At 64.2% G+C, this 22,416-nt stretch carries 14 protein-coding genes; 3 read left to right on the top strand and 11 right to left on the bottom strand.

Going from position 1 to position 22,416, the window contains the following annotated elements:
- Positions 1-37: 37 nt before the first annotated feature.
- Positions 38-1,162, bottom strand: a complete 1,125-nt coding sequence (locus tag CEQ44_RS11965; RefSeq protein WP_088184376.1) for a glycosidase — start codon at positions 1,160-1,162, stop codon at positions 38-40.
- 334 nt (positions 1,163-1,496) lie between these two features.
- Between CEQ44_RS11965 and chrA the strand changes: the two genes are divergently transcribed.
- On the top strand, positions 1,497-2,882 hold the full coding sequence (gene chrA, locus CEQ44_RS11960; protein ID WP_088184375.1) for a chromate efflux transporter: 1,386 nt from the start codon (positions 1,497-1,499) through the stop codon (positions 2,880-2,882).
- Between the two features lie 17 nt (positions 2,883-2,899).
- Here the strand turns inward: chrA and CEQ44_RS25085 are convergent, their stop codons facing one another.
- Positions 2,900-3,028 carry a hypothetical protein gene (locus tag CEQ44_RS25085; protein WP_254913821.1) on the bottom strand — a complete coding sequence of 43 codons (129 nt, stop codon included), beginning with the start codon at positions 3,026-3,028 and terminating at the stop codon, positions 2,900-2,902.
- A gap of 29 nt (positions 3,029-3,057) precedes the next feature.
- Here CEQ44_RS25085 and CEQ44_RS11955 point away from each other — a divergent pair, with 29 nt between their 5' ends.
- Entirely contained in the window at positions 3,058-3,417 is a 360-nt protein-coding gene (locus CEQ44_RS11955) for a YciI family protein (RefSeq protein WP_088184374.1), read from the top strand.
- A 38-nt stretch (positions 3,418-3,455) separates the two neighbouring features.
- Here CEQ44_RS11955 and putA read toward each other — a convergent pair whose 3' ends face one another.
- Positions 3,456-7,055 carry a trifunctional transcriptional regulator/proline dehydrogenase/L-glutamate gamma-semialdehyde dehydrogenase gene (gene putA, locus CEQ44_RS11950; protein WP_088184373.1) on the bottom strand — a complete coding sequence of 1,200 codons (3,600 nt, stop codon included), beginning with the start codon at positions 7,053-7,055 and terminating at the stop codon, positions 3,456-3,458.
- A gap of 98 nt (positions 7,056-7,153) precedes the next feature.
- On the opposite strand from putA, the gene CEQ44_RS11945 reads away from it, so the two are divergent.
- Positions 7,154-7,642, top strand: coding sequence for an Lrp/AsnC family transcriptional regulator (locus tag CEQ44_RS11945; RefSeq protein ID WP_088184372.1), 489 nt, complete (start codon positions 7,154-7,156; stop codon positions 7,640-7,642).
- A 5-nt stretch (positions 7,643-7,647) separates the two neighbouring features.
- On the opposite strand, the gene CEQ44_RS11940 is transcribed toward CEQ44_RS11945, so the two are convergent.
- The 8 genes from CEQ44_RS11940 to CEQ44_RS11905 all read right to left on the bottom strand — a co-directional run bounded on the left by CEQ44_RS11940 (position 7,648) and on the right by CEQ44_RS11905 (position 22,360).
- Positions 7,648-8,877, bottom strand: a complete 1,230-nt coding sequence (locus CEQ44_RS11940) for an SGNH/GDSL hydrolase family protein (RefSeq protein ID WP_088184393.1) — start codon at positions 8,875-8,877, stop codon at positions 7,648-7,650.
- Positions 8,878-9,247: 370 nt separating this feature from the next.
- The gene (locus tag CEQ44_RS11935; RefSeq protein WP_088184371.1) at positions 9,248-12,157 is read right to left on the bottom strand and encodes a TonB-dependent receptor; all 2,910 of its coding nucleotides are present in this window, start codon (positions 12,155-12,157) and stop codon (positions 9,248-9,250) included.
- A 143-nt stretch (positions 12,158-12,300) separates the two neighbouring features.
- Positions 12,301-13,767, bottom strand: coding sequence for a mannitol dehydrogenase family protein (locus CEQ44_RS11930; protein ID WP_088184370.1), 1,467 nt, complete (start codon positions 13,765-13,767; stop codon positions 12,301-12,303).
- Positions 13,764-15,179, bottom strand: a complete 1,416-nt coding sequence (gene uxaC / locus CEQ44_RS11925; RefSeq protein ID WP_088184369.1) for a glucuronate isomerase — start codon at positions 15,177-15,179, stop codon at positions 13,764-13,766. Before uxaC ends, CEQ44_RS11930 begins: the two co-directional genes overlap by 4 nt.
- Positions 15,176-16,459 (bottom strand): MFS transporter, encoded by a 1,284-nt coding sequence (locus CEQ44_RS11920; RefSeq protein WP_088184368.1) that lies wholly within the window; start codon positions 16,457-16,459, stop codon positions 15,176-15,178. Before CEQ44_RS11920 ends, uxaC begins: the two co-directional genes overlap by 4 nt.
- 5 nt (positions 16,460-16,464) lie before the next feature.
- On the bottom strand, positions 16,465-17,676 hold the full coding sequence (manD, locus tag CEQ44_RS11915; protein ID WP_088184367.1) for a D-mannonate dehydratase ManD: 1,212 nt from the start codon (positions 17,674-17,676) through the stop codon (positions 16,465-16,467).
- Positions 17,677-17,690: 14 nt separating this feature from the next.
- Positions 17,691-20,051 carry a glycoside hydrolase family 3 N-terminal domain-containing protein gene (locus tag CEQ44_RS11910; protein ID WP_088184366.1) on the bottom strand — a complete coding sequence of 787 codons (2,361 nt, stop codon included), beginning with the start codon at positions 20,049-20,051 and terminating at the stop codon, positions 17,691-17,693.
- Entirely contained in the window at positions 20,048-22,360 is a 2,313-nt protein-coding gene (locus CEQ44_RS11905; protein WP_254913826.1) for a glycoside hydrolase family 3 N-terminal domain-containing protein, read from the bottom strand. Before CEQ44_RS11905 ends, CEQ44_RS11910 begins: the two co-directional genes overlap by 4 nt.
- Positions 22,361-22,416: the final 56 nt, after the last annotated feature.

Below are 22,416 nucleotides of genomic sequence, written 5' to 3'. Positions count from 1 at the left end.
GTTGCCGCGACGCAACATTTCGCCGTCTGTTTGACGATTAAATTGGACTGAACCGGTCATGTTTAACATAGGTTATCCGACAGGCCAGGTCAGCCTCGCCAGACGCCACGATATAATGATCGCCCGCATCGACGATACCCGTCGTGAACACGATATCGTGGAGATACATCTGGTGCGCCAGCGGCGCCGTCAGCCAGGGTGCCGCTTCGAGCAGAGGCCGGTGGTCGGTGCGCATGACACGGCTGGGATCGTCTCGATCCAGGATAGACCAGTAGGTGCGATAAGCGCCGACGCCATCATTGGGCGCTACTCCGTGCCAAAGGCTGAGCCAGCCTTCGTCGGTCAGGATCGGCGGCGCCCCGCCACCGATGCGCGCTGTCGCCTCGGTATCGGCGCGCGGGCGAATACCGGGACGATCATGGGGTTTCCAGTGCAGACCATCGGGCGATGTCGCAAGGTTGATGGAAGGCCCCGCGCGCCAGGCACTGCCGGGCGGATAGGCGAAAAAGAGATCGCCCAACGGCCTGGTCTGCGCCCAGTAGCGGCCAGCGATCAGCCCTTCGAACAACAACATATCCTTGTTCTGATGATCGAGCACCAGCCCTTCGCATCGCCAATCCAGAGCATTGGGGGAGCTGTAGAGCGTGGTGGCCTGGCGCTCTGGGCTGACCGAGCATGTGGTCATCCAGTAGCGGCCATCGATCCGGCTGATCCGCGCATCCTCAACGCCATAGCATTGGCTATCCGCGGCCGGCGCGATGACGCGGTCATAATGCCAGGCGATCACATGCAGGCCATCGGGCGACAGTTCCACCGGCAGCAGCCAGGATAGGGATGTCAAGGCGATCACATGCCAGTCCTGCCCCTTGAGCATGAACGTGCGCGGGTCGGCGGTTTCGACGGCATCGATCGGCCATGCATCCAACACATAGCGCCCCGCCTCCCAGCGGATCGCGCGGATCATGTCGCCCTCAATGGGCGCGGACAGGGCTTCGGCGATCCGCACCATCAGCAGCAGATTGCCGTTGGGCAGCCGCGTCATGCCCGGATTGAACGCGCCCAGAACGAAAGTGTCGGCCTGCAACGACGAACGCAGCGGCGATCGGGTAAGGTCGATATCGTCGGGCACGACGATCAGTCGATCAACGGGATAGTGCGCCATTTGTCCATCTCCCCTGCTGGTCCTATCCTGACATGCGATCCCGTTTGAGCCTAAAAAGCGGAACCCCGTTATAGTCGTCAGCAATCGGCTCCAATCTCTCCTATGTCCAATATCTATCGCCGCGAGACAGTCGGCACCGGACTATAGTGTCGGGCGTGAACAAAGTTCCTGTCGCACGGGGCGATGCTGGAACTTTGGTGCTGCGCGGGGACCGACATCGGTGCGACGCTATTGCGCATATGCGCGTGGGTGACCACAATATCCAACGCCTCGCGCTTGCCGGCGAAGCCCTGTACCAGTTTCACGCCTATTTCAGCACCTGGAAGGATGCGTCATGACCACCAGGATCGCCAGCACCGCATCCATCGGCTCGCCACGCGATCACGGCATTGCCCTGCGGGAAGCCACCGGCGTCTGGGCGCGGATCGCGGCGCTCAGTTTCGGTGGCCCGGCCGGGCAGATCGCGGTGATGCACCGCATCCTGGTGGAGGAGAAGAAATGGATCGGTGAAGAGCGTTTCCTGCATGCGCTCAATTACTGCATGCTGCTGCCCGGTCCCGAAGCGCAGCAACTGGCCATCTATATTGGCTGGCTGCTGCACAAGACCAGGGGCGGGCTGATCGCCGGGGCGTTGTTCGTGCTGCCCGGTTTTCTCGCTATATTGGCGCTCAGCTATATCTATGTGCTGATGGGCCATTCGCCGCTGATCGAAGGATTGTTCTTCGGATTGAAAGCGGCGGTGCTGGCCGTCGTCATCCATGCCGTGGTCCGGGTGGGGTCTCGCGCGCTGCGCAACAACGTCATGCGCGGCATCGCGCTCGCGGCGTTCATCGCGATCTTCTTCCTGGCCGCGCCCTTCCCCCTCATCATCCTGATTGCGGGCTGCATCGGCTATGTCGGCGGACGCAGCGGCATCGCGCAATTCCAGGGCGGCGGCGGCCATGGTCCGGCCCATGGCGCGCCGGTTCATGATCGCGACACGGCGCTGGGCGAACAATTGCCCGATCATGCCAGGCCGCATCTGGGATGGTCGCTGCGCATATCCTCGATCCTGCTGATCCTATGGCTGGGGCCGGTGCTGGGCCTGTTCCTGACCCTGGGGCCGGACCATGTTTTCACCCGGATCGCCACTTTCTTCAGCCAGATGGCCGTGGTCACCTTTGGCGGCGCCTATGCCGTGCTGGCCTATGTCGCGCGGGAGGCCGTGGGCAGCCTGGGCTGGTTGCAGCCGGGCGAAATGCTGGATGGCCTCGGCATGGCGGAAACGACGCCCGGACCGCTCATCATGGTGACGCAATTTGTAGGCTTCCTGGCTGCGTTCCGGGATGCCGGCACGATGCCTCCGCTGCTGGCCGCGACGCTTGGCGCGATTTTGACAACATGGGTGACCTTCCTGCCTTGCTTCCTGTGGATTTTCGCGGGCGCGCCGTTTATCGAGCGATTGCGCGGCAATCGCGCGCTGTCGGCGGCGTTGACGGCGATCACCGCCGCGGTCGTCGGGGTGATATTGAACCTTGCTCTGTGGTTCGCCATCCACACATTATTCGGTCAGGTCCAGCGGATCGGCGTCGTCGACCTGCCGGTGCTGCGGAGCGTCAATGTTCCCGCACTGTTGCTGTATATCGGCGCGATGATCGCGCTGTTCCGCTTCAAGATCGGGATGTTGCCGGTGCTGGGCGCCTGCGCCGCGATCGGGGCGGCCTATGTCCTTTTGGCCTGATCCGGCGCAGGCGGCAATCACGCGACGGTCATCGTCTTTTGCATCATCTGACGTTTGATCAAACCGCCGGCATCCCGGCATGCCGCCACCTCGTCGCTATCAAATCCATTTGCGCCAGAACGATAATTCACGAAGAACTGTACCATCGTTCCAACGCCCGGCAAGGAAACAGGCGATGCGCGTGATGGTGCTGGTGAAGGCGACCGAAGACAGCGAAAGAGGTTATCACCCCTCGCCCGAAACGGACGCGATGATGGCCGCCATGGGCCGCTTCAATGATGCTTTGCGCGATGCCGGGATATTAGTGATGGCAGACGGCCTCACCCCCTCCTGTAGAGGCAAGCGCGTCACCTTTGACGGAGCCGACCGCAATGTCATCGACGGCCCCTTCGCCCAGCCGCGCGAATTGCTTGCGGGCTTCTGGATCTGGGAGGTCAAGGACATGGACGAGGCCCTCGCCTGGGTGAAGCGCTGCCCCAATCCCATGCCGGGGCCGAGCGAAATCGAGATCCGGCCCTTCCACGAACTGGAATGACGCTGCTGCGCCGCCCGCTACCCACGGCGCACTCATGATCAGCCGATCATCATCAGGCTCGCATTGCCCCCCGCCGCCGTCGTGTTGATGGATGTGGACTGCTCCTCCAACAACCAGTCGAGGCAATAGCCATGGCCGTGATCGTCGGCATGGACCGACACGATCGGGCCGGGCAGGTCGGCGACGCACTGGGCGGTCGCTGCGACCTTGGCGGCGTCCCCCTCCACCAAAGCGGCGGCATAGTGGCCGGCGGCGTCGGCGCTGAAGCAGGCAGCCACGTCGGCGGGCAGGCCCGCAGGGATCGTCATACCCTGCACCACGCCATGATTGCCGGTCGCGAGTATGGCGGCCATCTGACGGAACAGCCCCTGCCGCGTCGCTGGGCGCAACAGGATGCGCCCGCGCGGATGCAGGGCGTAGATGTTGCGTTCACCCACCGGCCCCGGCAGCGCCAGTTCGACACCCAGCGCGGAGGCATCGCCAGCGCGCCGCGCCTGCCCGGCAGCCTCGCCATCGCCTTGCGCATCAAGCCAGTCGGCAAAGGCATGGAGTGGCGAGCGCAAATGGCTGACCCGCGCGGCAAAGACCGGCGGGGTCGTGACCAGCCGCCCCAGATAGAGCGGCCCGCCCGCCTTGGGTCCAGTGCCCGACAGGCCACAACCGCCAAAAGGCTGCACGCCCACTATGGCCCCGATGACGTTGCGGTTCACATAGATGTTGCCGACTTTCACGCGGGCGGTCACCCGCGCCACCGTCTCGTCCAGCCGGGTGTGCAGCCCGAATGTCAGGCCATAGCCGGTGGCGTTGATCTGATCGACCAAGGCATCAAGCCGGTCGCGCCGGAAACGCAGCACATGCAGGACAGGGCCAAAGACTTCGCGGCTGAGGTCCGCAATAGAGTCGATCTCGATGATCGTCGGCGCGACCAAGGTGCCGTGGGTCGCTTCGGGCGGCAGCGGGCTTTGTTCGACCTTGCGGCCCAGCGCCTTCATCGCGTCGATATGGGCGTTGATCCCATCGCGCGCTTCTGCGCTGATGACCGGGCCGATATCGACCTTCAGCGCATCGGTACGGCCGATCCTTAGTTCGGCGAGCGCGCCCTTGATCATCGTCAGCGTCCGGTCGGCGACATCCTCCTGCAGGCAGAGGATGCGCAGCGCCGAACAACGCTGACCCGCGCTGTCGAAAGCGGAGGCGATGACATCAGCGACCACCTGTTCTGCCAGTGCGGACGAGTCCACGATCATCGCATTCTGGCCGCCGGTTTCGGCGATCAGCGGGATTGGCTTGCCATCCGCGGACAGGCGCGTGGACAGCTGGCGCTGGATCAGCCGGGCAACCTCGGTCGATCCGGTGAACATGACGGCGGCTGTTTGCGATGCGGCCACCAGCGCCGCGCCGATCCGGCCGTCGCCGGGAAGCAGTTGCAGCGCATCGGCCGGCACGCCCGCCTCATGGAGCAGGCGAACCGCCTCAGCCGCGATCAGCGGGGTTTCCTCGGCAGGCTTGGCCAGGACCGGATTGCCGGCGACCAGTGCGGCGGCGACCTGACCCGTGAAGATGGCGAGCGGGAAGTTCCATGGACTGATGCAGGTCACCGGACCCAGCGCGGCCTGCGCGGGTCCGAAGGTAGAGCGCGCCTGCGCGGCATAATAGCGCAGGAAGTCGATCGCCTCGCGCACTTCGGCGATGGCGTTGGGCAGCGACTTGCCAGCTTCGCGCACGATAAGGCCCAGCAGGATGGGCATCCGCGCCTGCATGGAGTCCGCGGCGCGGTCCAGCGTGGCGGCGCGATCTGCGACCGGGCTATTGGGCCAGCGCGACGCGGCGGCGCGGATGGCGGCGGCGCGCGCTTCCTCCGGGGATGCTTCAGTGACGCGGCCGACAACATCGCGATGGTCGGCCGGGTTGAATACCGTGCGCGAGGGACCAGTCGCATTGTCGGGGGCTGCGGTCCAGGCGAGCGTGGCGCTGTGCCGCAACGCATCGCCCAGGCTGGCGAGCGTGGTTTCGTTGCTGAGGTCCAGCCCGTCCGAATTGCGGCGGTCGGGATAAAGACCCGCCGGCAGCGCGATCTGGTCATGATGTTGGCCGGGATGCGCCATGGCCCGCACGACATCTACCGGATCGGCGATGATCTCGTCTATCGACACTTCGGGATCGGCGATGCGGTTGACGAAACTGCTGTTCGCGCCATTTTCCAGCAGGCGGCGGACCAGATAGGCCAGCAGCGTTTCGTGCGTGCCCACCGGCGCATAGACGCGGCAAGGGCGGTTCAATTTCCCAGCGCCGACCACCTGTTCGTAGAGTGGCTCGCCCATGCCATGCAGGCACTGGAACTCATATTGGCCGATCTGGAAATCCGGCCCGGCCAATTGATAAATGGTCGCCAGCGTCTGCGCATTATGGGTCGCAAATTGTGGAAATACAGCATCGGGCGCCGCGAGCAGTTTCTGCGCGCAGGCGACATAGGCGACATCTGTGTGGACCTTGCGGGTATAGACCGGAAAGTCGATCAGGCCATCGACCTGTGCCCGCTTGATTTCCGCGTCCCAATAAGCGCCCTTCACCAGCCGCACCATGATCCGGCGATCCGCGCGGCGCGCCAGATCGACGATCCAGTCGATCACGAAGGGGCAGCGCTTGCCATAGCCCTGCACCACGAAGCCAAGCCCATTCCAACCCGCCAGTTCCGGGTCGGTCGCCAGACTTTCGAGCAGGTCGAGCGACAGTTCGAGCCGGTCGGCCTCCTCCGCATCGATATTGAGTCCGATGTCATAGGATTTGGACAGCAGCGCCAGTCGCTTCACGGCCGGCAGCAATTCGCCCATGACGCGATCCGCCTGCGACCGGACATAGCGCGGGTGCAGCGCCGACAGCTTGATCGAAATGCCCGGCCCGGCATAGATGCCGCGCCCGGCCGACGCCTTGCCGATGGCATGGATCGCCTGCTCATAATCGGCATAATAGCGCCTTGCATCGGCGGCAGTAGTCGCCGCTTCGCCGAGCATGTCATAGCTATAGGCGAAGCCCTTCGCTTCCATCTCCTTGGCGCGCTTGAGCGCTTCCTTGATCGTCTCGCCAGTGACGAACTGTTCGCCCATCATCCGCATCGCAAGGTCCACGCCGCGGCGGATGACCGGTTCGCCAGCGCGGGCGACCAGACGGGTGAGCGCTGCGCCCAGGCCACGATCATCGACGCTGCCGACCAGCTTGCCGGTGACGACCAGCCCCCAGGTCGCGGCGTTGACGAACAGCGATTTGTCCCCGCCCAAGTGCGATCCCCAGTCGCCGTCGGCGATCTTATCGCGAATCAGCGCGTCGCGGGTGGCGGTGTCGGGGATTCGCAGCAGCGCTTCGGCTAGGCACATCAGCGCCACGCCCTCCTGACTGGACAGCGCATATTCCTTCACCAGCCCTTCGACGCCGGTCCCCTTGTGATTGGCGCGCAGCGCGGTGACGAGGGTGCGGGCGGTATCGGCAATCGAGGCCTTTGTTTCGCCAGGTAGGGTAGCCGATGCGATCAGCGGGGCGAGCGCCTCCGCCTCGTCGCGGCGATACGCGGCGGTAATCGCTTCCCGCAGCGTGGTGGACTGGCGGATGGCGGGGGCGAAGTGGGCAAAGGGCTGGTCGGTCATCGGTCAAGAATAACCCAGGTCGAATTTTCGTTCCGCCTTATCAGCGCCGTTTCACAAGTCGAAGTGACTTATTAAAATAGCTTTGCTAGGCAGATGGGATGGAAAATATGCCCAAAGCGGTCGAACTGGACGATTTCGACCGGCGGATCATCGCCGCGCTGGTCGAAGACGGGCGGATGACAATCACCGATCTTGCAGCCCAGGTCGGCCTGTCCAAGACGCCGTGCCAAGTGCGGCTCAAGCGCTTGCAGGAATCCGGCGTCATTCGCGGCTTTCGGGCGATCGTCGATCCGGCGAAACTGGGGATGGACCATATCGCCTTTACCGAGGTGAAATTGTCCGACACGCGTGAGGCGGCGCTTGGCGAGTTCAACGCAGCGGTGCGGCGCATTCCGGAGGTCGAGGAATGTCATATGCTGGCGAGCAATTTCGACTATCTCCTGAAAGTGCGCACCGCCGACATCCGCCGCTATCGCATCGTGCTGGGCGAAAAGATCAGCGCTCTGCCCCATGTCGCCAGCACATCCACCTTCGTCGCGATGGAGACGGTGCTGGAGGCGGGGCAGCAGCGGATCAGGGGGAAATAGGCGGGTCAGTCGAAAAGGCTGAGCGGGATCGCATCCCCCATCGCCCTATACCCCTTGGGCGAAGGGTGCAGCGCGTCGCCGTCGTCATAAGCGGGGAGCAGCCGGTCGGGGTGCACGGGATCGCGGGTCACGCGATCGAAATCGATCACCGCGTCGAAATGCCCTGGGTTCCTGATCCAAGCGTTGACCGCCTGCCGGTCCGCCTCATTCTGCGCGTCAGCATGATAATAGCCATTGCCGACGAAGGGCATCACGGTCGCACCGATCACCTTGATTCCCCTGGCATGGGCGCGGGCGATGATCTGGCGATAGGCGCCGATGATGCGGGCGACATGGGCCTGATGCGCTTCGATACTCACAGGCGCCTCGCGGGTCAGGGTGCCCAGATCGTTGATCCCCTCCAGCAGGATCAGATGGCTGACGCCGGGCTGGGCCAGCACATCGCGGTCCAGCCGCGCCAGCGCATTGGGGCCAAGGCCATCGTCAAGCAGCTGGTTGCCGCCAATCCCCTGATTGACGATGGCGATCGCGCGGCGCTTTGGGTCGGCCTGTAGCCGCTCCGCCAGAACGTCCGTCCAGCGGTCGTTGCCGTTGGTGGTGGAGCCTTTGCCATCAGTGATCGAGTCGCCCAGCGCGACGATCAGCCTGGCAGGCGCACAGCGTTCGACTTCGAGTGCGGCGAGGTTGAACCAATGGTCGAAATGGGCGGCGCTGGTCATGGCTTCATCGGTCAGATGATCGCCGGGCAGATGCCAGGACGTCGCGCGCGATCCGGGGTGTGACGTCTGATCGGGGTCGCCCTGATAGCGGATCGATATGGCGATGTTATCCAGCGCCTTGGTCGGCAGCGATACCGGGTCGGACAGATAGTCCGCGCCCGCCGGGACGATGACGTCGGGCTTGCCGTCGAAGCGGAGCGCCATCAGCGTGGCGGGATCGATCGTCGGGGCGGCGGCCCCGCGCGCGCGGGCGATGCTGGCGCCGGCAAGCATAAGCGGCCGCGTTCCGGCCAGGTTGGATATGCGCACGCGCAGGCGATCTCCCGACACAGATGGCCGGACGATCTGGCGCAGCGTCCGGTTGGCCAGCGTGCCGGCCGGCAGCGCGGCGTCGCCGGTGGGCCGGAATTGCGAGGAGGCCCAGCCCGCGACCCATGCCGGCGCGCAGCTTTTCGCGTTGGCGGGCGTGGCGGCGAACAGGGCCAGGGTCAGGCAGGACCAGAAACGCAGGGGCATGATCGACATCCTTTCAGTCTTGGTCCCAGGCGGGACTGACCGCGATAGTGGCATGGCGCTTCGGGCGGAACCGAAGTTCACACCGTTGTCGGGCTTTTCGCCGCAATAGTCCCTGCAAAGCCCCACATAAGCCATCGACAGGTCACGCCAAAGTCACACCGACGCTACGCCAGGGCCAGGCCCAAGCCGCGGCGGTTGCGCATCGTTTGCGAGGGCGGACATGTCGTTGGTAGAGCAAAGAAAATCCTACATTGATAGGGCAAAGTCGACATGGTCCGGCCTCTGGATCGCCAATTCCGTGGAGAACGGCTGCGCCCAAGAAAAAGGGCCGGCGTTGCCGCCGACCCTGTGAGGTGTCCTTGGGGGAGGATCAGAAATTGGCCCGGATGCCGGCCATGATCGTGCGGCCAGGATAATAGACCGAATAGGGCGCATTATCATATTCGAAATTGGTGCGGATCGGCTCGTTCGTGATGTTGAGCGCATCGACCGTCAGGCGCAGCGCCTTGTTGAAGAAGGGCAGCTGATAGCCCACCGACGCGTCGAATTGGCCGCGGGCTTCGGACCGGAGATTGGCGTTCTGGATGCCGTTTTGCGGCCCGTTGAGCGCGATCGCATCGTCGTTCCAGACATAGTTCAGGCTGACGGAAAGACCGCCATTTTCGTAGAAGCCCTGAAGATTGTAGGAATATTTCGATACGCCGGTTGCGACCAGGCCGGACGACGACGACTGATCCAGATAGGTGCCGTTGGCCGAGAAGCCCAGGCCCTTGACCAGGAAATCGAGCGGCTGAACCCAGGTGGCTTCCAGGCCCTTGATCTTGAGATCGCTCAGGTTGATCGGACGGTTCACCGTGATCGGCAGCGCCGCAATCGGCACGCCAGTCTGAAGCGAACGGTCGGTCAGGGCATTCTGCTGGGTCGACAGCAGGCTGTCATAGGGGATATTCAGCGAGCCGAATGTCACCTCCTGCGACTGGGTAACGGTAAAGCCAGTGATGTTCTTCATGAACAGGGACACGCCGATATAGCCGATGCCGCCAGTGTAGAATTCCCCACCCAGGTCATAATTGTCGGACGTGTAGGGCTTGAGGTCCGGGTTGCCGGCACTGGCCAGCAACGCCGACGGATCGGAGAAAGTGATGCCGGGCAGAATCTGCCCCGCATCCGGGCGGGTCATGGTGCGCGATGCCGACGCACGCAGCTTCAGATTGTCGGCGACATCATAGGTCAGGTTGATCGACGGCAGGAAGTTTTCATATTTGGACCGCGACGTGATGTCGATGATCGCGGTGCCGACCTGGCTGGGGCCGATGACTTCCTGATCCGTATGGGCGTAGCGCATACCCGCATTGATATGCAGGTCACGCCCGGCGATCGCGGTGACGCCGTTGACTTCAAAATAGGCGCCCAAGACCTTTTCGTCCATGTCGCCAGTCGCGCCGCCCGTCACGGCGCCGCGGGTTTCCGGCGCGCCGTCGCGGAAGCTGGCATAATTGGTCGCCTGCTTGATCGCGTCGAAATCGGGCCGGATATAGTTGGTGAAGCCGATGTTGCCGCTGGCCAGATGCCCGAAATTGCCGGTCGATCCAGGGCTGAGATATTGCGGGATGGCGCTTGTGGGGATGGTCCCGGTCGCACCGGTGCACCCTGCGCCGCAGACCGACGCCTGATAAGCGGGGCTGTTGTCATAGGCGCGAATGGTGCGTTGCGCGCGGTCATAGGCTGCGCCGACCTTCACGTTGAACATCTCGTCGCCGTAGGTCAGGTCCAGATGCGCGCCCTTGGTTTCTGTGGTGCGGCGCACCAGCGCGATATTCTGGCGATACCATTCCCAAAGGCCGTTGTTGGGATCATTCAGATCGACATTGGTGGTGATCGCGGGATAATCGCCCTGGCCCGTATTGTCGAAATAGACGTCCACGCCCGATTGCGGGCGGGTCTGGAACGCCCAGGTCGGCTGTTCGCGGAAGAAGCGGCTCTTCGACCAGTTGGCCGACAGGTTAACGGTCAGATTGTCCGCCGGCTTCCATTCGACGCTGGGGTTGATGTTCCAGAATTTCGTCGTCTGCTTGAACTGGCTGGCTTCCAGAAAGAAGGATGAATTGGCGAAGGTGCCGCTGGTGACGACGCCATTGTCGTCGACGGTCAGGTCGATCGGGATCATGCCGCCGGTCGATTGGGCGCTGGTGCCGGGACCGGAATTGCGGACCTGCCAGTTCATAATCAGACGATCGTAGTTCCGCTTGGACTTTGCCCAGATGCCGTCCAGGGCGAAGTGCAGTTCGTCGCTGGGACGCCATTCGACCGAGGCGAGCGCGGAGATGCGCGAGCGATCGCCTTCCGTCAGCGCCTGACGGCCCAGGCGCGGGATCAGCGCGGTGCTGAGCTGGTCACGGGTCAGGCCGGATGTTGCAACCACATCGACCGGCTGGCCTGCGACCAGGCCATGACCGGCATTGCGCGGCACGACCGATGCGTAGGAGAAATTATTGCCGCCCGGATCGCCGGCGCCAAGATTGCCGTCAGTCCAACCCAGTGATTCAAAGCCATCCACGCGCGTCTTCGTCTTGACGCCTGCGACGCCCAGCAGGATGCCGAACGTGTCGGTAGTGTGGCTGGCGACGATCGCGCCGCGCGGCGAAATCTTGTCATTGCTGTCGGTATATTGGCCCTGTGCAACCACGGTCAGATGCGTGCCCGGCTTGTCGAAGGGCCGAGCGTTGCGCAGGTTAACGGTCCCGGCGATGCCGCCTTCCAGCGTCGAGGGCGACGGGCTCTTGGCCAGATCGAGGCGGGTGAAGAGTTCGGACGGGAAGAAGTCGAGATCGACTTCGCGGTTGGCGCTGCCGCCGTTGGTGCCGCCATCGGACGCGACCTGAAGCTGCGAACCGTTCATCAGGACGCGCGTGAAGCTGGGGCCAAGGCCGCGGATCGCGACCTGCGTGCCTTCGCCATTGATGTCGCGGTTGAGGCGCACGCCGGGCATGCGGTTGAGCGTTTCGGCGAGGTTGGTGGCGGGGAGCTTGCCGATGTCTTCGGCGAAGATCGAGTCGCCGAAGGCGACGGCGTCCTTCTTGGCATTGGTCGCACTCGCCAGCGAGGCGCGGATGCCAGTGACGACGATGTCGGCCACTTCGCCATCCTGCGGTGCGGCAACCGCTGCGGGATCAGCCTGCGGCGCGGCGTCCTGCGCCAGCGCGGCCTGGGCAAGGCTGAGCGAACCGATCGCGGATGCCGCGAACAGGGCGATACGAAACATATGGGTGCGTGAAGTCATGAACAAACCCTCTCCTGAGCGCAGCCTCCGACTCTCCGGTAGGCAAACTGGTAGCGCTATCAATATGGCCTAATTAAACCAGCGTTTGACTTTGTCAAGATGACGGAACGCGCAAAATGGTAACGGTATAGGTGGCGATGCGCTCATGCGCGAAAAGAGGCGAGTGCGGCCTGCGCGCCATCTGTTTCGAGAATGGATAGCCAGTGAGTCAACGACGCGCGCAGCCGTTCATCGCGCGCCAACGGGGGCGGCACCACGGCATCGAACGTCAACATCGCCGCGACACGACCAGCCGCCGATTGCCTGTCGGCCAAAGTCGCCGCCATGGCTGCGGCAAGCGGATCGTCCACCTGATGCCGCGTGCCGCTATCGTCCCGTCCCGCCTGCCAGCGTATCCAGGCCGCGACCGCCAGCGACAACGCGTCGATCCTCTGCCCCGCATCGAGCCGCGCGGCAATGGGCGCGAGTAGCCGCTGGGGCAGCTTTTGCGATCCATCCATGGCGATCTGGCGCGTGCGGTGGCGCAGCGTCGGATTGTCGAAGCGCGCCATCAGGGCCCGGCGATAGGCGGCGATGTCGAGTTCGGGCGGGGGCGATAGCGTGGTTTCCGCCTCGTCCCAAAGCGACTCCACAAAATGGCGCGCTTCGGGCAAGGTCAGCACGTCGTGGACATGCTCGATGCCGGCCAAGCCGCCCAGATAGGCGATGCCGCTATGTGCGCCGTTGAGCAGGCGCAACTTGGCTTCTTCCCAGGGAGCGACGGCCGCGGTGAGTTGGACGCCTGCGCCAAAATCCGGGCGCGGGCCGCAGAATTTGTCCTCGATCACCCATTGGAGGAAGGGTTCGGTTTTTACCATCGCCTGGTCTTCGACGCCGAGACGGGTTGCTAGCGCGGCGATGTCTTCGGCCGTGGTCGCGGGCACGATGCGATCGACCATGGTTTCAGGAAAAGCCCCATGCTGCGCGATCCAGTCGGCCAGGGTGGCGTCATGGCGGCGGGCCAGCGCCAGCACCGCATCCCGAAGCCGCGCGCCATTATGCGGTAAATTGTCGCAGCTGATCGCGGTGAAGGGTTGCAGTCCCGCTGCGCGGCGACGGGCCAGCGCCGCGACAATATAGCCAGGCGCCGTCTGCGGACTGTCGAGCGAGACAAGGTCGGCGGCCAGTTGCGGGTCGGTTTCGATCAGCGCGCCAGTCGCCGGGTCGAGCTTATAGCCCTTCTCCGTGATGGTGAGCGTGACGATATGCGTGTCGGCAGACGCCAGCGCGGCGAGCAACGCCTGCGGCTCTTCCGGTGCGACGATGACGCGCTGGACTGCGCCGATGATGCGGGCCTGTTCATGAGAGCCGTCACGCACCAGCATGGTGTAGAGGCCGTCCTGCGGCTGCATCTGGTCCCGCACGGCGGGCGACCGGAGCGAGGCGGCGATAATCCCCCAGCGCATGTCGCCGGCGTTGAGGGCATCGTCAAACACCACCGCCTGATGCGCGCGGTGGAAGGCGCCGATGCCGATATGGACTACGCCGCAGGTGACGGCGGCGCGGTCATAGGCCGGGCGGATGATATCAGCGGGCAGTGTCGCCAGCGTGGTGGAAGACAGGCGGCTCACAGCTTGTACGCTGCCTTGGCCAGATCATAGGCGAGCGCGCGGGCGACCTCAAACGCTTCATCCTCCTCCAGCCGATGTTCCGCGACCAGTTGCGCGAGCCAGGCGCAATCCATGCGGCGGGCTACGTCATGGCGCGCCGGGATCGACAGGAAGGCGCGCGTGTCATCGTTGAAGCCGACCATATTGTAGAAGCCGGCCGTTTCGGTCGTGCGCTCGCGGAAACGGCGCATCCCTTCCGGGCTGTCGTGGAACCACCAGGGTGGCCCCAGTTTGAGCGCAGGATAATGGCCCGCCAGCGGCGCCAGTTCGCGGGAATAGACGTCCTCGTCCAGGGTGAAGAGGATCAGGGTCAGGCGCGGGTCGTTGCCATAGGCGTCCAGCAAGGGCTTCAAGGCCTGCACGAACTCGCCTGCGGTCGGGATGTCGCCGCCCTTGTCCTTGCCGAAACGGGCCAGCACGGCTTCGTTGTGGTTGCGATGAACGCCGGGGTGCAGTTGCATGACCATGCCGTCCGAGATCGCCATGCGCGCCATTTCAGTGAGCATATGGCCGCGGAAGAGCTCGGCTTCCCGCGCGGTGGCAGGACCGGTCGTGACCCTGGCGTAGAGCGCCTCGATCTCTTCGCGCGGCAGATGGGCGGTGAAGGCGCTGGGGTGGCCGTGATCGGTCGATGTCGCACCCGCCGCGCGGAAATCGGCGCGACGCTTTTCATGGGCGCGCAGATATCCGGCGAAACTGCCCGCATCCTCGCCCGCCATGGCGCAGAAGCGCTGGACATTGGCGATGAAGGCCGGATCGTCGGGGTCCATCACCGGGTCCGGGCGATAGGCGGTGATGACCCTGCCGCTCCAACCGGACTCCCGGATCGCGCGGTGATGGTCGAGCGGGTCGAGCGGGCCTTCGGTGGTGGCTATGACTTCGATATTATAGCGTTCGAACAGGGCGCGCGGGCGGAAGGCCGGGGTTTTCAGCGCGGCGTCGATGATGTCGTAATAATGGTCGGCCGTCTCCACGCTCAACTGCACATCGATGCCGAACGCCTCGGCAAAGACCCAGTCCATCCACATGCGCGTCGGCGTGCCGCGGAACAGATAATAACGCTCGGCAAAGCGCCGCCAGATGGCGCGCGGATCGCTCTCCGTCGCGCTGCCGTCCACGGTCGGCACGCCCAGTTCGTCCAGCGTCACGCCCTGGCTCATCAACATGCGGAATGCATAATGATCGGGCACGATCAGCAGTTCGGCCGGATTGGCGAAAGGCGCGTCATAGGCGAACCAGCGCGGATCGGTATGGCCGTGCGGGCTGATGATCGGCAGATCCTTGACCGTCGCATAGAGGCGGCGCGCGATATCGCGCGTTGCGGAATCGGACGGAAACAAACGATCAGGGTGCAAATGCAGTGGCTTGGTCATGCAGGGTTTCCGGGGAGAGGAGCGAGCACCGGCTGGTAGCGGGGCAGGAGGAGGTGGATCACGCCGAGCGCGACCAGATAGGCGCAGGAGGCGACCGCGAAGATCGGGCCGTAGCTGCCGATGGTTTCCAGAATGACGCCCGCGAATTTGGCCATCATCATGCCGCCGATCGCGCCGGACAGGCCGCCAAGACCGACGACCGATCCCGCCATCCAGCGGGGAAAGACGTCGCCCGGCAGCGCATAGAGATTGGCGGAAAAGCCCTGATGCCCGGCGCAAGCGAGGCCGATGAGGCCGACCGCCACCCACATGGAGGGCGCATTGGCCGCAAAGGCGATCGGCACGGCGCACAGCGCAGCCAGGAACATGGCGCTCTTGCGCGACCGGTTGAGGCTCCAGCCCCGGCCCATGAAGCGCGACGACGCCCAGCCGCCCGCGACCGATCCGACATCGGCTAGCAGATAGACAGCGATCAGCGGCGGACCGAAGTCCAGCATCTTGACGCCATATTGTTTGTTGAAGAAGTCGGGCAGCCAGAAGAGGAAGGTCCACCAGACCGGATCGATCAGGAAGCGGCCCGCCATATAGGCCCAGGTCTGGCGATGGCGGAACAGGGTGGCCCATTTGACGGGGCGTTTTTCTTCGACAGGATCGGTTTCGATCCAGGCCAGTTCCTCGGCCGATAGACCCTTCTTCTCACGCGGGCGGCGGTAGAAGGTCAGCCATGCGGTCAGCCACAGGACGGTCAGCAGACCGGTGAGGATGAAGGCCCAGCGCCAGCCCAGCGTCACCGCGATGATCGGCACCAGCAGCGGCGTCAGGATCGCGCCAACATTGGACCCGGCGTTGAAGATGCCGATCGCGAGCGCGCGCTCCTTCTTAGGGAACCATTCATTGGTCGCGGCGATGGCGGCCGGGAATGTCCCTGCCTCCCCGATCGCCAGCGGGATGCGGGCGATCAACATTCCTGCGGTCGAGGTGAAGAAGATGTGCGCGACATGGCCCAGCGTCCACAGCGTCACCGCCAGCGCATAGCCTGCCCGCGCGCCGATCCGGTCGATCAGGCGGCCGAAAAAGACATAGGAAATGCCGTAGCCCGCCTGAAACCAGATGGCGAGATCGGCATAGCCGCGCTCACTCCAGCCATAGCGGGCCTGGAGATCGGGCTTCAATGTCGGCAGGACGAGGCGGTCGACATAGGAGAGGACCACCGCCGCAAAGAGCAGGCCGCAGACGATCCAGCGGACTTTGCCTGAGGGCTTGGGAATCGCCTGCGTCATCCCGATCACCAGTTGAACATCGTGCCGTCTTCCAGCCGGTTCACCGGCAGGAAGGCGCGATTATATTCGTACTTGGCGGCCAGTTCCTCGTCGATATCCACGCCCAGGCCCGGCGCTTCGCCCGGATGCATCGCGCCGTCCGCGAACGTATAGGCGTGGGGGAATACCGCGTCGGTTTCGGGCGTGTGGCGCATATATTCCTGCACGCCGAAATTGGGCACTGACAGGTCGAAATGCAGCGCCGCGGCCATGCAGACCGGCGACAGGTCGGTCGCGCCGTGGCAGCCGGTGCGGACCTGATAGAGGTCGGCAAGGTTCGCGATCTTGCGCAGGTGGCTGATGCCGCCGGCATGGACCACGGTGGCGCGGATATAGTCGATCAGTTGGTTTTCAATCAGTTCGCGGCAATCGTGGATCGAGTTGAAGATTTCGCCCACAGCGAGCGGCGTGGTAGTGTGCTGGCGGATCAGCTTGAAAGCTTCCTGATTTTCGGCTGGCGTCGCATCTTCCAGCCAGAAGGGGCGATAGGGTTCCAGATCCTTGCCCAGGCGCCCGGCCTCGATCGGGGTCAGGCGGTGGTGGATGTCGTGCAGCAGATGCACGTCCCAGCCCAGCGCCTCACGCGCGGCCTTGAACAATTCAGGCACGACGCGCAGATATTTGCTGGTGTTCCAGACATTTTCGGTGGGCAAGTCGGCATCGGCGGGTTCGTAGAAATATCTGTCCTTCGACACGCCATAGGTCGATCCCATGCCGGGCACGCCGCACTGGATGCGGATCGCCTTATAGCCCTGTCGCTGATAATCGAGCGCGACGGCGACCGTATCCTCGATGCTGGTGCCGTTGGCATGGCCATAGACCATGACGCTTTCCCGGCTCGCGCCGCCCAGCAGCTGATAAACCGGCAGGCCCGCCAGCTTGCCCTTGATGTCCCAGAGCGCGGTGTCGACGGCGGCGATGGCCGACATGGTAACGGGGCCGCGCCGCCAATAGGCGCCCTTGTAGAGATATTGCCAGATATCCTCGATCCGGTGCGCGTCCCGCCCGATCAGGCAGGGCACGACATGGTCCTGCAGATAGCTGGCGACCGACAGTTCGCGACCGTTGAGCGTCGCGTCGCCCAGGCCATAGACGCCGTCTTCGGTGATGATTTTCAACGTGACGAAGTTGCGGCCGGGGGAGGTGACGATGACCTTAGCATCAATAATCTTGGGCATGGTGGCGGTCCTGTTCAGATGATTTCGAGCGTAATGGTCTGGACGGCCTGGCTGTTCGGCCCGACCATGATGTCGAAGAGGCCGGGTTCGACCACCTCCTCCATCTCCAGATTCCAGAGGGTGAAGGCATCGGGGCCAAGCGTCAGGCGCACGGTCTTGGTTTCGCCCGGCGCGAGGGCGATGCGTTCGAAGCCCTTCAATTCCTGGATTGGGCGGGTGACGCTGGCAGTCTGGTCATGGACGTAGAGCTGGACGACCTCGTCCCCTGCCCTGTCGCCCGTGTTGCGCACATCGACCTCGACCGTGACGGTTCCACCCACACCTATGCGCAGCGCGGAAAGTCTTGGTTTTCCAAAGGTGAACTGCGTGTAGCTCAGGCCAAATCCGAAGGGGAAAAGCGGCGAGACATCCTCGAACACATAGCCGCGCCGGGCGCTGGGCTTGCGGTTGTAGAAGATCGGGATCTGCCCCGCGTCGCGCGCGACGGTGACGGGTAGCTTGGCGCCCGGATTGACGTCCCCGAACAGAATGTCGGCCATGGCGGTGCCGCCCTCCTGCCCCGGATACCAGCATTCGAGCAGCGCGTTGGCGCCCTCGACCACGGTTGGATAGCTAGGCGGGCGGCCGTTGATCGCGCAGACGATGACGAGCTTGCCGGTCGCTTTCATTGCTTCGAACAGGGCGTTTTGCTCGCCCAGCAGGTCCAGGCTGGTGCGGTCGCCCAGATGGTTCCTGGCGAAGCCTTCGCGGCTGGTCTGTTCGGTGTCGCCGATCGCAAGGATGATGACATCGGCGGTCTTAGCCACTTCGACCGCTTGGGCGATCAACTGGCGATTCTTTTCCGGGTCCGCCAGCAGCACTTCATCGACCGAGCGGTCCTCGCTCTGGGTGATGAAGACGCCCTGGGCGTGGACGACCTCCGCCTTGCCCTTGAGCTTGGCCTTCACGCCGTCGAGCAGCGACACATCCTGGCGCGGGACGCTGCTATAGCCGCCCAGGCGGGCGATGGCGGCGTTAGGACCGATCACCGCGACCCGCTTGTGCGCGCCGGGCGTCAACGGCAATGTGCCGTCATTCTTGAGCAGCACGATCGACCTGTGCGCGGCCTTCAGCGCAAGCGCCCGCGCTTCGGCATTACCGGTCAGCACGTCAAAATCCTTACGCGGCCAAGGATTTTCGAACAGGCCCGCGCGGAATTTCAGCGTCAACATGCGCGTGCAGGCGATGTCGATCGCTTCGGAGGGCACCTTTCCGCTGCGGACCTGTTCCACGAGCGTCCGATAGGTCGTCCCATCAGGCAGCTCGCAATCGACCCCCGCGCGGAGGGCGGCGCGGGCCGATGCCTCCGGGTCGGGCTGGACATGGTGGATGGTGTCGAGTTCGTGCACCGCGCCATAATCGCTGACCACCGCGCCGTCGAAATGCCATTCGCCGCGCAATATGTCGTTCAGCAGCCATCTATTCTGGTGGCTGGGTACGCCGTCGATTTCGTTATAGCTGGGCATGACGGCGGCGATGCCGGTGCGCTTGACCACCTGGCGGAAGGGCGGGAAGAAATTCTCGCGCAGTTCGCGCTCGCTGATCGGCGCGGGCGCGACATTCTCGCCGCCTTGGGGCTGGCCATGGCCGGTCATATGCTTGAGCGTCGCCATCACCTTGTCCGGGCCAATCTGCTTGCTCTTGCCTTGCAGGCCCAGCACGGCGGCGACGCCCATTTCACCGCAGAGATAAGGGTCTTCGCCGAACGTCTCCTCAATCCGGCCCCAGCGCGGATCGCGGGCGATATCCACCACTGGCGACAGAGCCAGATGGACGCCGCGCGCGCGGACTTCGCGGGCGATGACGGACTGGACGTCCTGCATCAATTGGCGGTCGAAACTGCCGGCCAGGCCGATCGCCATCGGAAACATGGTCGCGTCGGTCGCCATATAGCCGTGCAGCGATTCTTCATGGAACAGGACCGGGATGCCGAGGCGGGTGTCTTCCAACGCCCATGTCTGGACGGCGGTGATGAAAGCGACCGTGTCGGCCGGCGTGCGCCAGCGCGCGCCGACGCCGCCCGCCTGATTGGAGCCGCCCGGCGCGCCGCGCTTGTCGGACGGGCGGGTGATCTGGCCGAAGCCCGCCGGATAGGCCGCGCTCGCCTTTGCGGGCGAGAAGGTGAGGCCGTCCATGATGTCCGCCTTGGTCGCCCACAGCGCGATGATCTGGCTGACCTTCTCCTCAAGCGTCATGCGCGAGAGGAGGTCGCGCACGCGCAGGTCGATGGGGGCGGACGCATCCTTGTAGAGCGGACCGCTTCGGGGTTTCGCCAAGGCTGGCGTGGCGGCCGTGGCGGCGAGCAGGCCGAGCGCTTGGCGACGGGCAAGCGTCATGGCGTCACCGTCAGCGTGGCGGATTGGAGCGTGACAGAGCTGTTGCCGGTCATGATGTCGAAATCGCCCGGTTCCACCACGCGCTCCATATGGTCGTTCCACATCCAGAGGCTTTCGGGATTGATCGTGAAGGTGACGGTTCGCATTTCGCCCGGTTTCAGGGTGATGCGCTGGAAGCCCTTCAGTTCCTTGATCGGACGGGTGATGCTGCTGACCTTATCGCGGATGTAGAGCTGGACGACCTCATCGCCCTCCCGCGCGCCCCTGTTGCGGACATCGACCGAGACAGTTGTTTTGCCGCCGGTGCCGATGCGTGTCGCGGCCAGGCGCGGAGGCGACAGGTCGAATGTCGTGTAGGACAGGCCAAAGCCGAAGGGGTAAAGCGGGTCGGTGGTATCGAACAGATAGCCGCGCCGCGCCGATGGCTTGGCATTGTAGAAGAGCGGCAATTGCCCGACCGAGCGTGGCACTGTGACCGGTAACTTGCCGCCGGGGTTCACATCGCCGAACAGGACATCCGCCACCGCATTGCCGCCCTGCTCGCCCAGATACCAGCCTTCTAGAATCGCGTTGGCCTGCTCGCTGATCGTCACGGTGGAGGCCGGGCGGCCGTTGATGAGAACGACGGTGATCGGCTTGCCCAGCGCTTTGAGCGCATCGAACAACTCTTGCTGCTCGCCGACCAGGTCCAGGCTGGGGCGGTCGCCAAGATGATTGTTCGCCCAGCCTTCGCGGCTCGATTGCTCGGTGTCGCCCACGGTCAGGACGATGCGATCCACGCCCTTTGCCGCTTCCACCGCCTGCGCGATCAGCTGGCGGTTGTCGGCCGGGTCGGACTTGACGACCTTGTCTTCCCACCAGTCGTCATTTTCGGTGATCTTGACGCCCTGCGCGAAGACGATGTTCGCCCTGGTGCCGACCTTCGCCTTGATCCCGTCGAGGATCGACACGGTATGCCGCGGCTGGCCATAATAGCCGCCAAGGCGCGCGACGGCGGCGCTCGGCCCGATGACGGCGATCGTTCCTTCGGGCTTGAGCGGCAACATGCCGTCATTCTTGAGCAGGGTGATGGAGCGCTGCGCTGCCTTGAGCGCCAGCGCGCGGGCTTGCGGGTTGTTGGTGATCTTTTCCGCAGCGGCGGCGTCGGCATAGGGATGTTCGAACAGGCCCGCGCGAAATTTCAATTCCAGCATCCGCCGCACGGCCAGGTCGACCTTCGCCTCGCTCACCTTGCCTTCGCGCACCAATTTGCCCAGCGTGGCGTAGGACAGGCCTTCGGGCAGGTCCGCGTCCACCCCTGCGTCCAGGGCGCGGATCGAGGCTTCTTCCAGATTGGCGGCGATATGGTGGATGCTCATGAGCTGATCGACCGCCGAATAGTCCGACACGACCGCCCCTTTGAAGCCCCACTCCTCGCGCAACACATCTTCCAGCAGCCAGCGATTGGCGTGGCTGGGAACGCCGTCGATCTCGTTATAGGACGCCATCACCGCTTCGATGCCGGTGCGCTTGACCACCTGTTCGAAGGGCGGGAAGAAATTTTCACGCAGTTCGCGTTCCGACACCGGCGCCGGGCCGACATTGGTGCCGCTTTCGGGCTGGCCATGGCCAGTCAGATGCTTGAGCGTGGCGAACACCTTGACGGGGCGCAGGTCGCGCGAACGGCCCTCCCCCTGCAAGCCCTCGACCGCCGCGACGCCCATTTCGCCGACCAGATAGGGGTCTTCGCCATAGGTTTCCTCGATCCGGCCCCAACGCGGATCGCGGGCGATGTCCACCACCGGAGACAGCACCATCGGCACGCCGCGCGCGCGGATTTCGCGGGCGATGACGGCGTTCACGTCGCGCAGCATGGCAGTGTCGAAGGAGGACGCCATGGCGATCGACTGGGGGAAGCTGGTCGCGCCAACGGCGGCATAGCCGTGCAACCCTTCCTCATGGAACAGGATCGGGATGCCCAGCCGCGTCTGCGTCGTCGCCCATTTTTGCAGGGCGTTGACCAGCGTGACCGTCTGGCGCGGATCGCGGCCCGGCGCGACGCGCGGGCTGACCGCCCCCTTGGCGTCCGAAGGCCGGGTGAAATGACCCAGGCCATGGGGATATTGCGCCGCCAGCTTGGCTGGATCGAGCTGAAGCTGCGCGTCGAAAATCTTGACCTTATTTTCCCAGACGGTGGTGATCTGGGCGATCTTTTCATCCAGCGTCATGCGCGCAAGAAGATCGTCGACACGGGCCTCGATCGGCGCAGTCGCGTCCTTGTACACAGCCTTGGCCGATGCCGTCGCGGGGGCGGCGTGAACTGGCGCCATCGGCAGGGCGACACCGAAGGCCAACGCCGATGCGGCGCATAGGAATGTACGGTTAC

The sequence above is a fragment of the Sphingobium sp. Z007 genome, assembly GCF_900013425.1.
In the GTDB taxonomy this organism is placed as follows: Bacteria; Pseudomonadota; Alphaproteobacteria; order Sphingomonadales; family Sphingomonadaceae; genus Sphingobium.
The sequence above is the reverse complement of the archived record's forward strand: the minus strand, read 5'-3'. Positions and strand labels throughout refer to the sequence as shown.

What these genes read in the sequence shown, in the direction of transcription:
- CEQ44_RS11905 (WP_254913826.1), bottom strand. Translation starts at nt 22,360, where the DNA reads ATGGCGCCAGTTCACGCCGCCCCCGCGACGGCATCGGCCAAGGCTGTG.
- CEQ44_RS11920 (WP_088184368.1), bottom strand. Translation starts at nt 16,459, where the DNA reads ATGACGCAGGCGATTCCCAAGCCCTCAGGCAAAGTCCGCTGGATCGTC.
- chrA (WP_088184375.1), top strand. Translation starts at nt 1,497, where the DNA reads ATGACCACCAGGATCGCCAGCACCGCATCCATCGGCTCGCCACGCGAT.
- CEQ44_RS11955 (WP_088184374.1), top strand. Translation starts at nt 3,058, where the DNA reads ATGCGCGTGATGGTGCTGGTGAAGGCGACCGAAGACAGCGAAAGAGGT.
- uxaC (WP_088184369.1), bottom strand. Translation starts at nt 15,179, where the DNA reads ATGACCAAGCCACTGCATTTGCACCCTGATCGTTTGTTTCCGTCCGAT.
- CEQ44_RS11935 (WP_088184371.1), bottom strand. Translation starts at nt 12,157, where the DNA reads ATGACTTCACGCACCCATATGTTTCGTATCGCCCTGTTCGCGGCATCC.
- manD (WP_088184367.1), bottom strand. Translation starts at nt 17,676, where the DNA reads ATGCCCAAGATTATTGATGCTAAGGTCATCGTCACCTCCCCCGGCCGC.
- CEQ44_RS11940 (WP_088184393.1), bottom strand. Translation starts at nt 8,877, where the DNA reads ATGCCCCTGCGTTTCTGGTCCTGCCTGACCCTGGCCCTGTTCGCCGCC.
- CEQ44_RS11910 (WP_088184366.1), bottom strand. Translation starts at nt 20,051, where the DNA reads ATGACGCTTGCCCGTCGCCAAGCGCTCGGCCTGCTCGCCGCCACGGCC.
- CEQ44_RS11945 (WP_088184372.1), top strand. Translation starts at nt 7,154, where the DNA reads ATGGAAAATATGCCCAAAGCGGTCGAACTGGACGATTTCGACCGGCGG.
- CEQ44_RS11965 (WP_088184376.1), bottom strand. Translation starts at nt 1,162, where the DNA reads ATGGCGCACTATCCCGTTGATCGACTGATCGTCGTGCCCGACGATATC.
- CEQ44_RS25085 (WP_254913821.1), bottom strand. Translation starts at nt 3,028, where the DNA reads ATGGTACAGTTCTTCGTGAATTATCGTTCTGGCGCAAATGGATTTGAT.
- putA (WP_088184373.1), bottom strand. Translation starts at nt 7,055, where the DNA reads ATGACCGACCAGCCCTTTGCCCACTTCGCCCCCGCCATCCGCCAGTCC.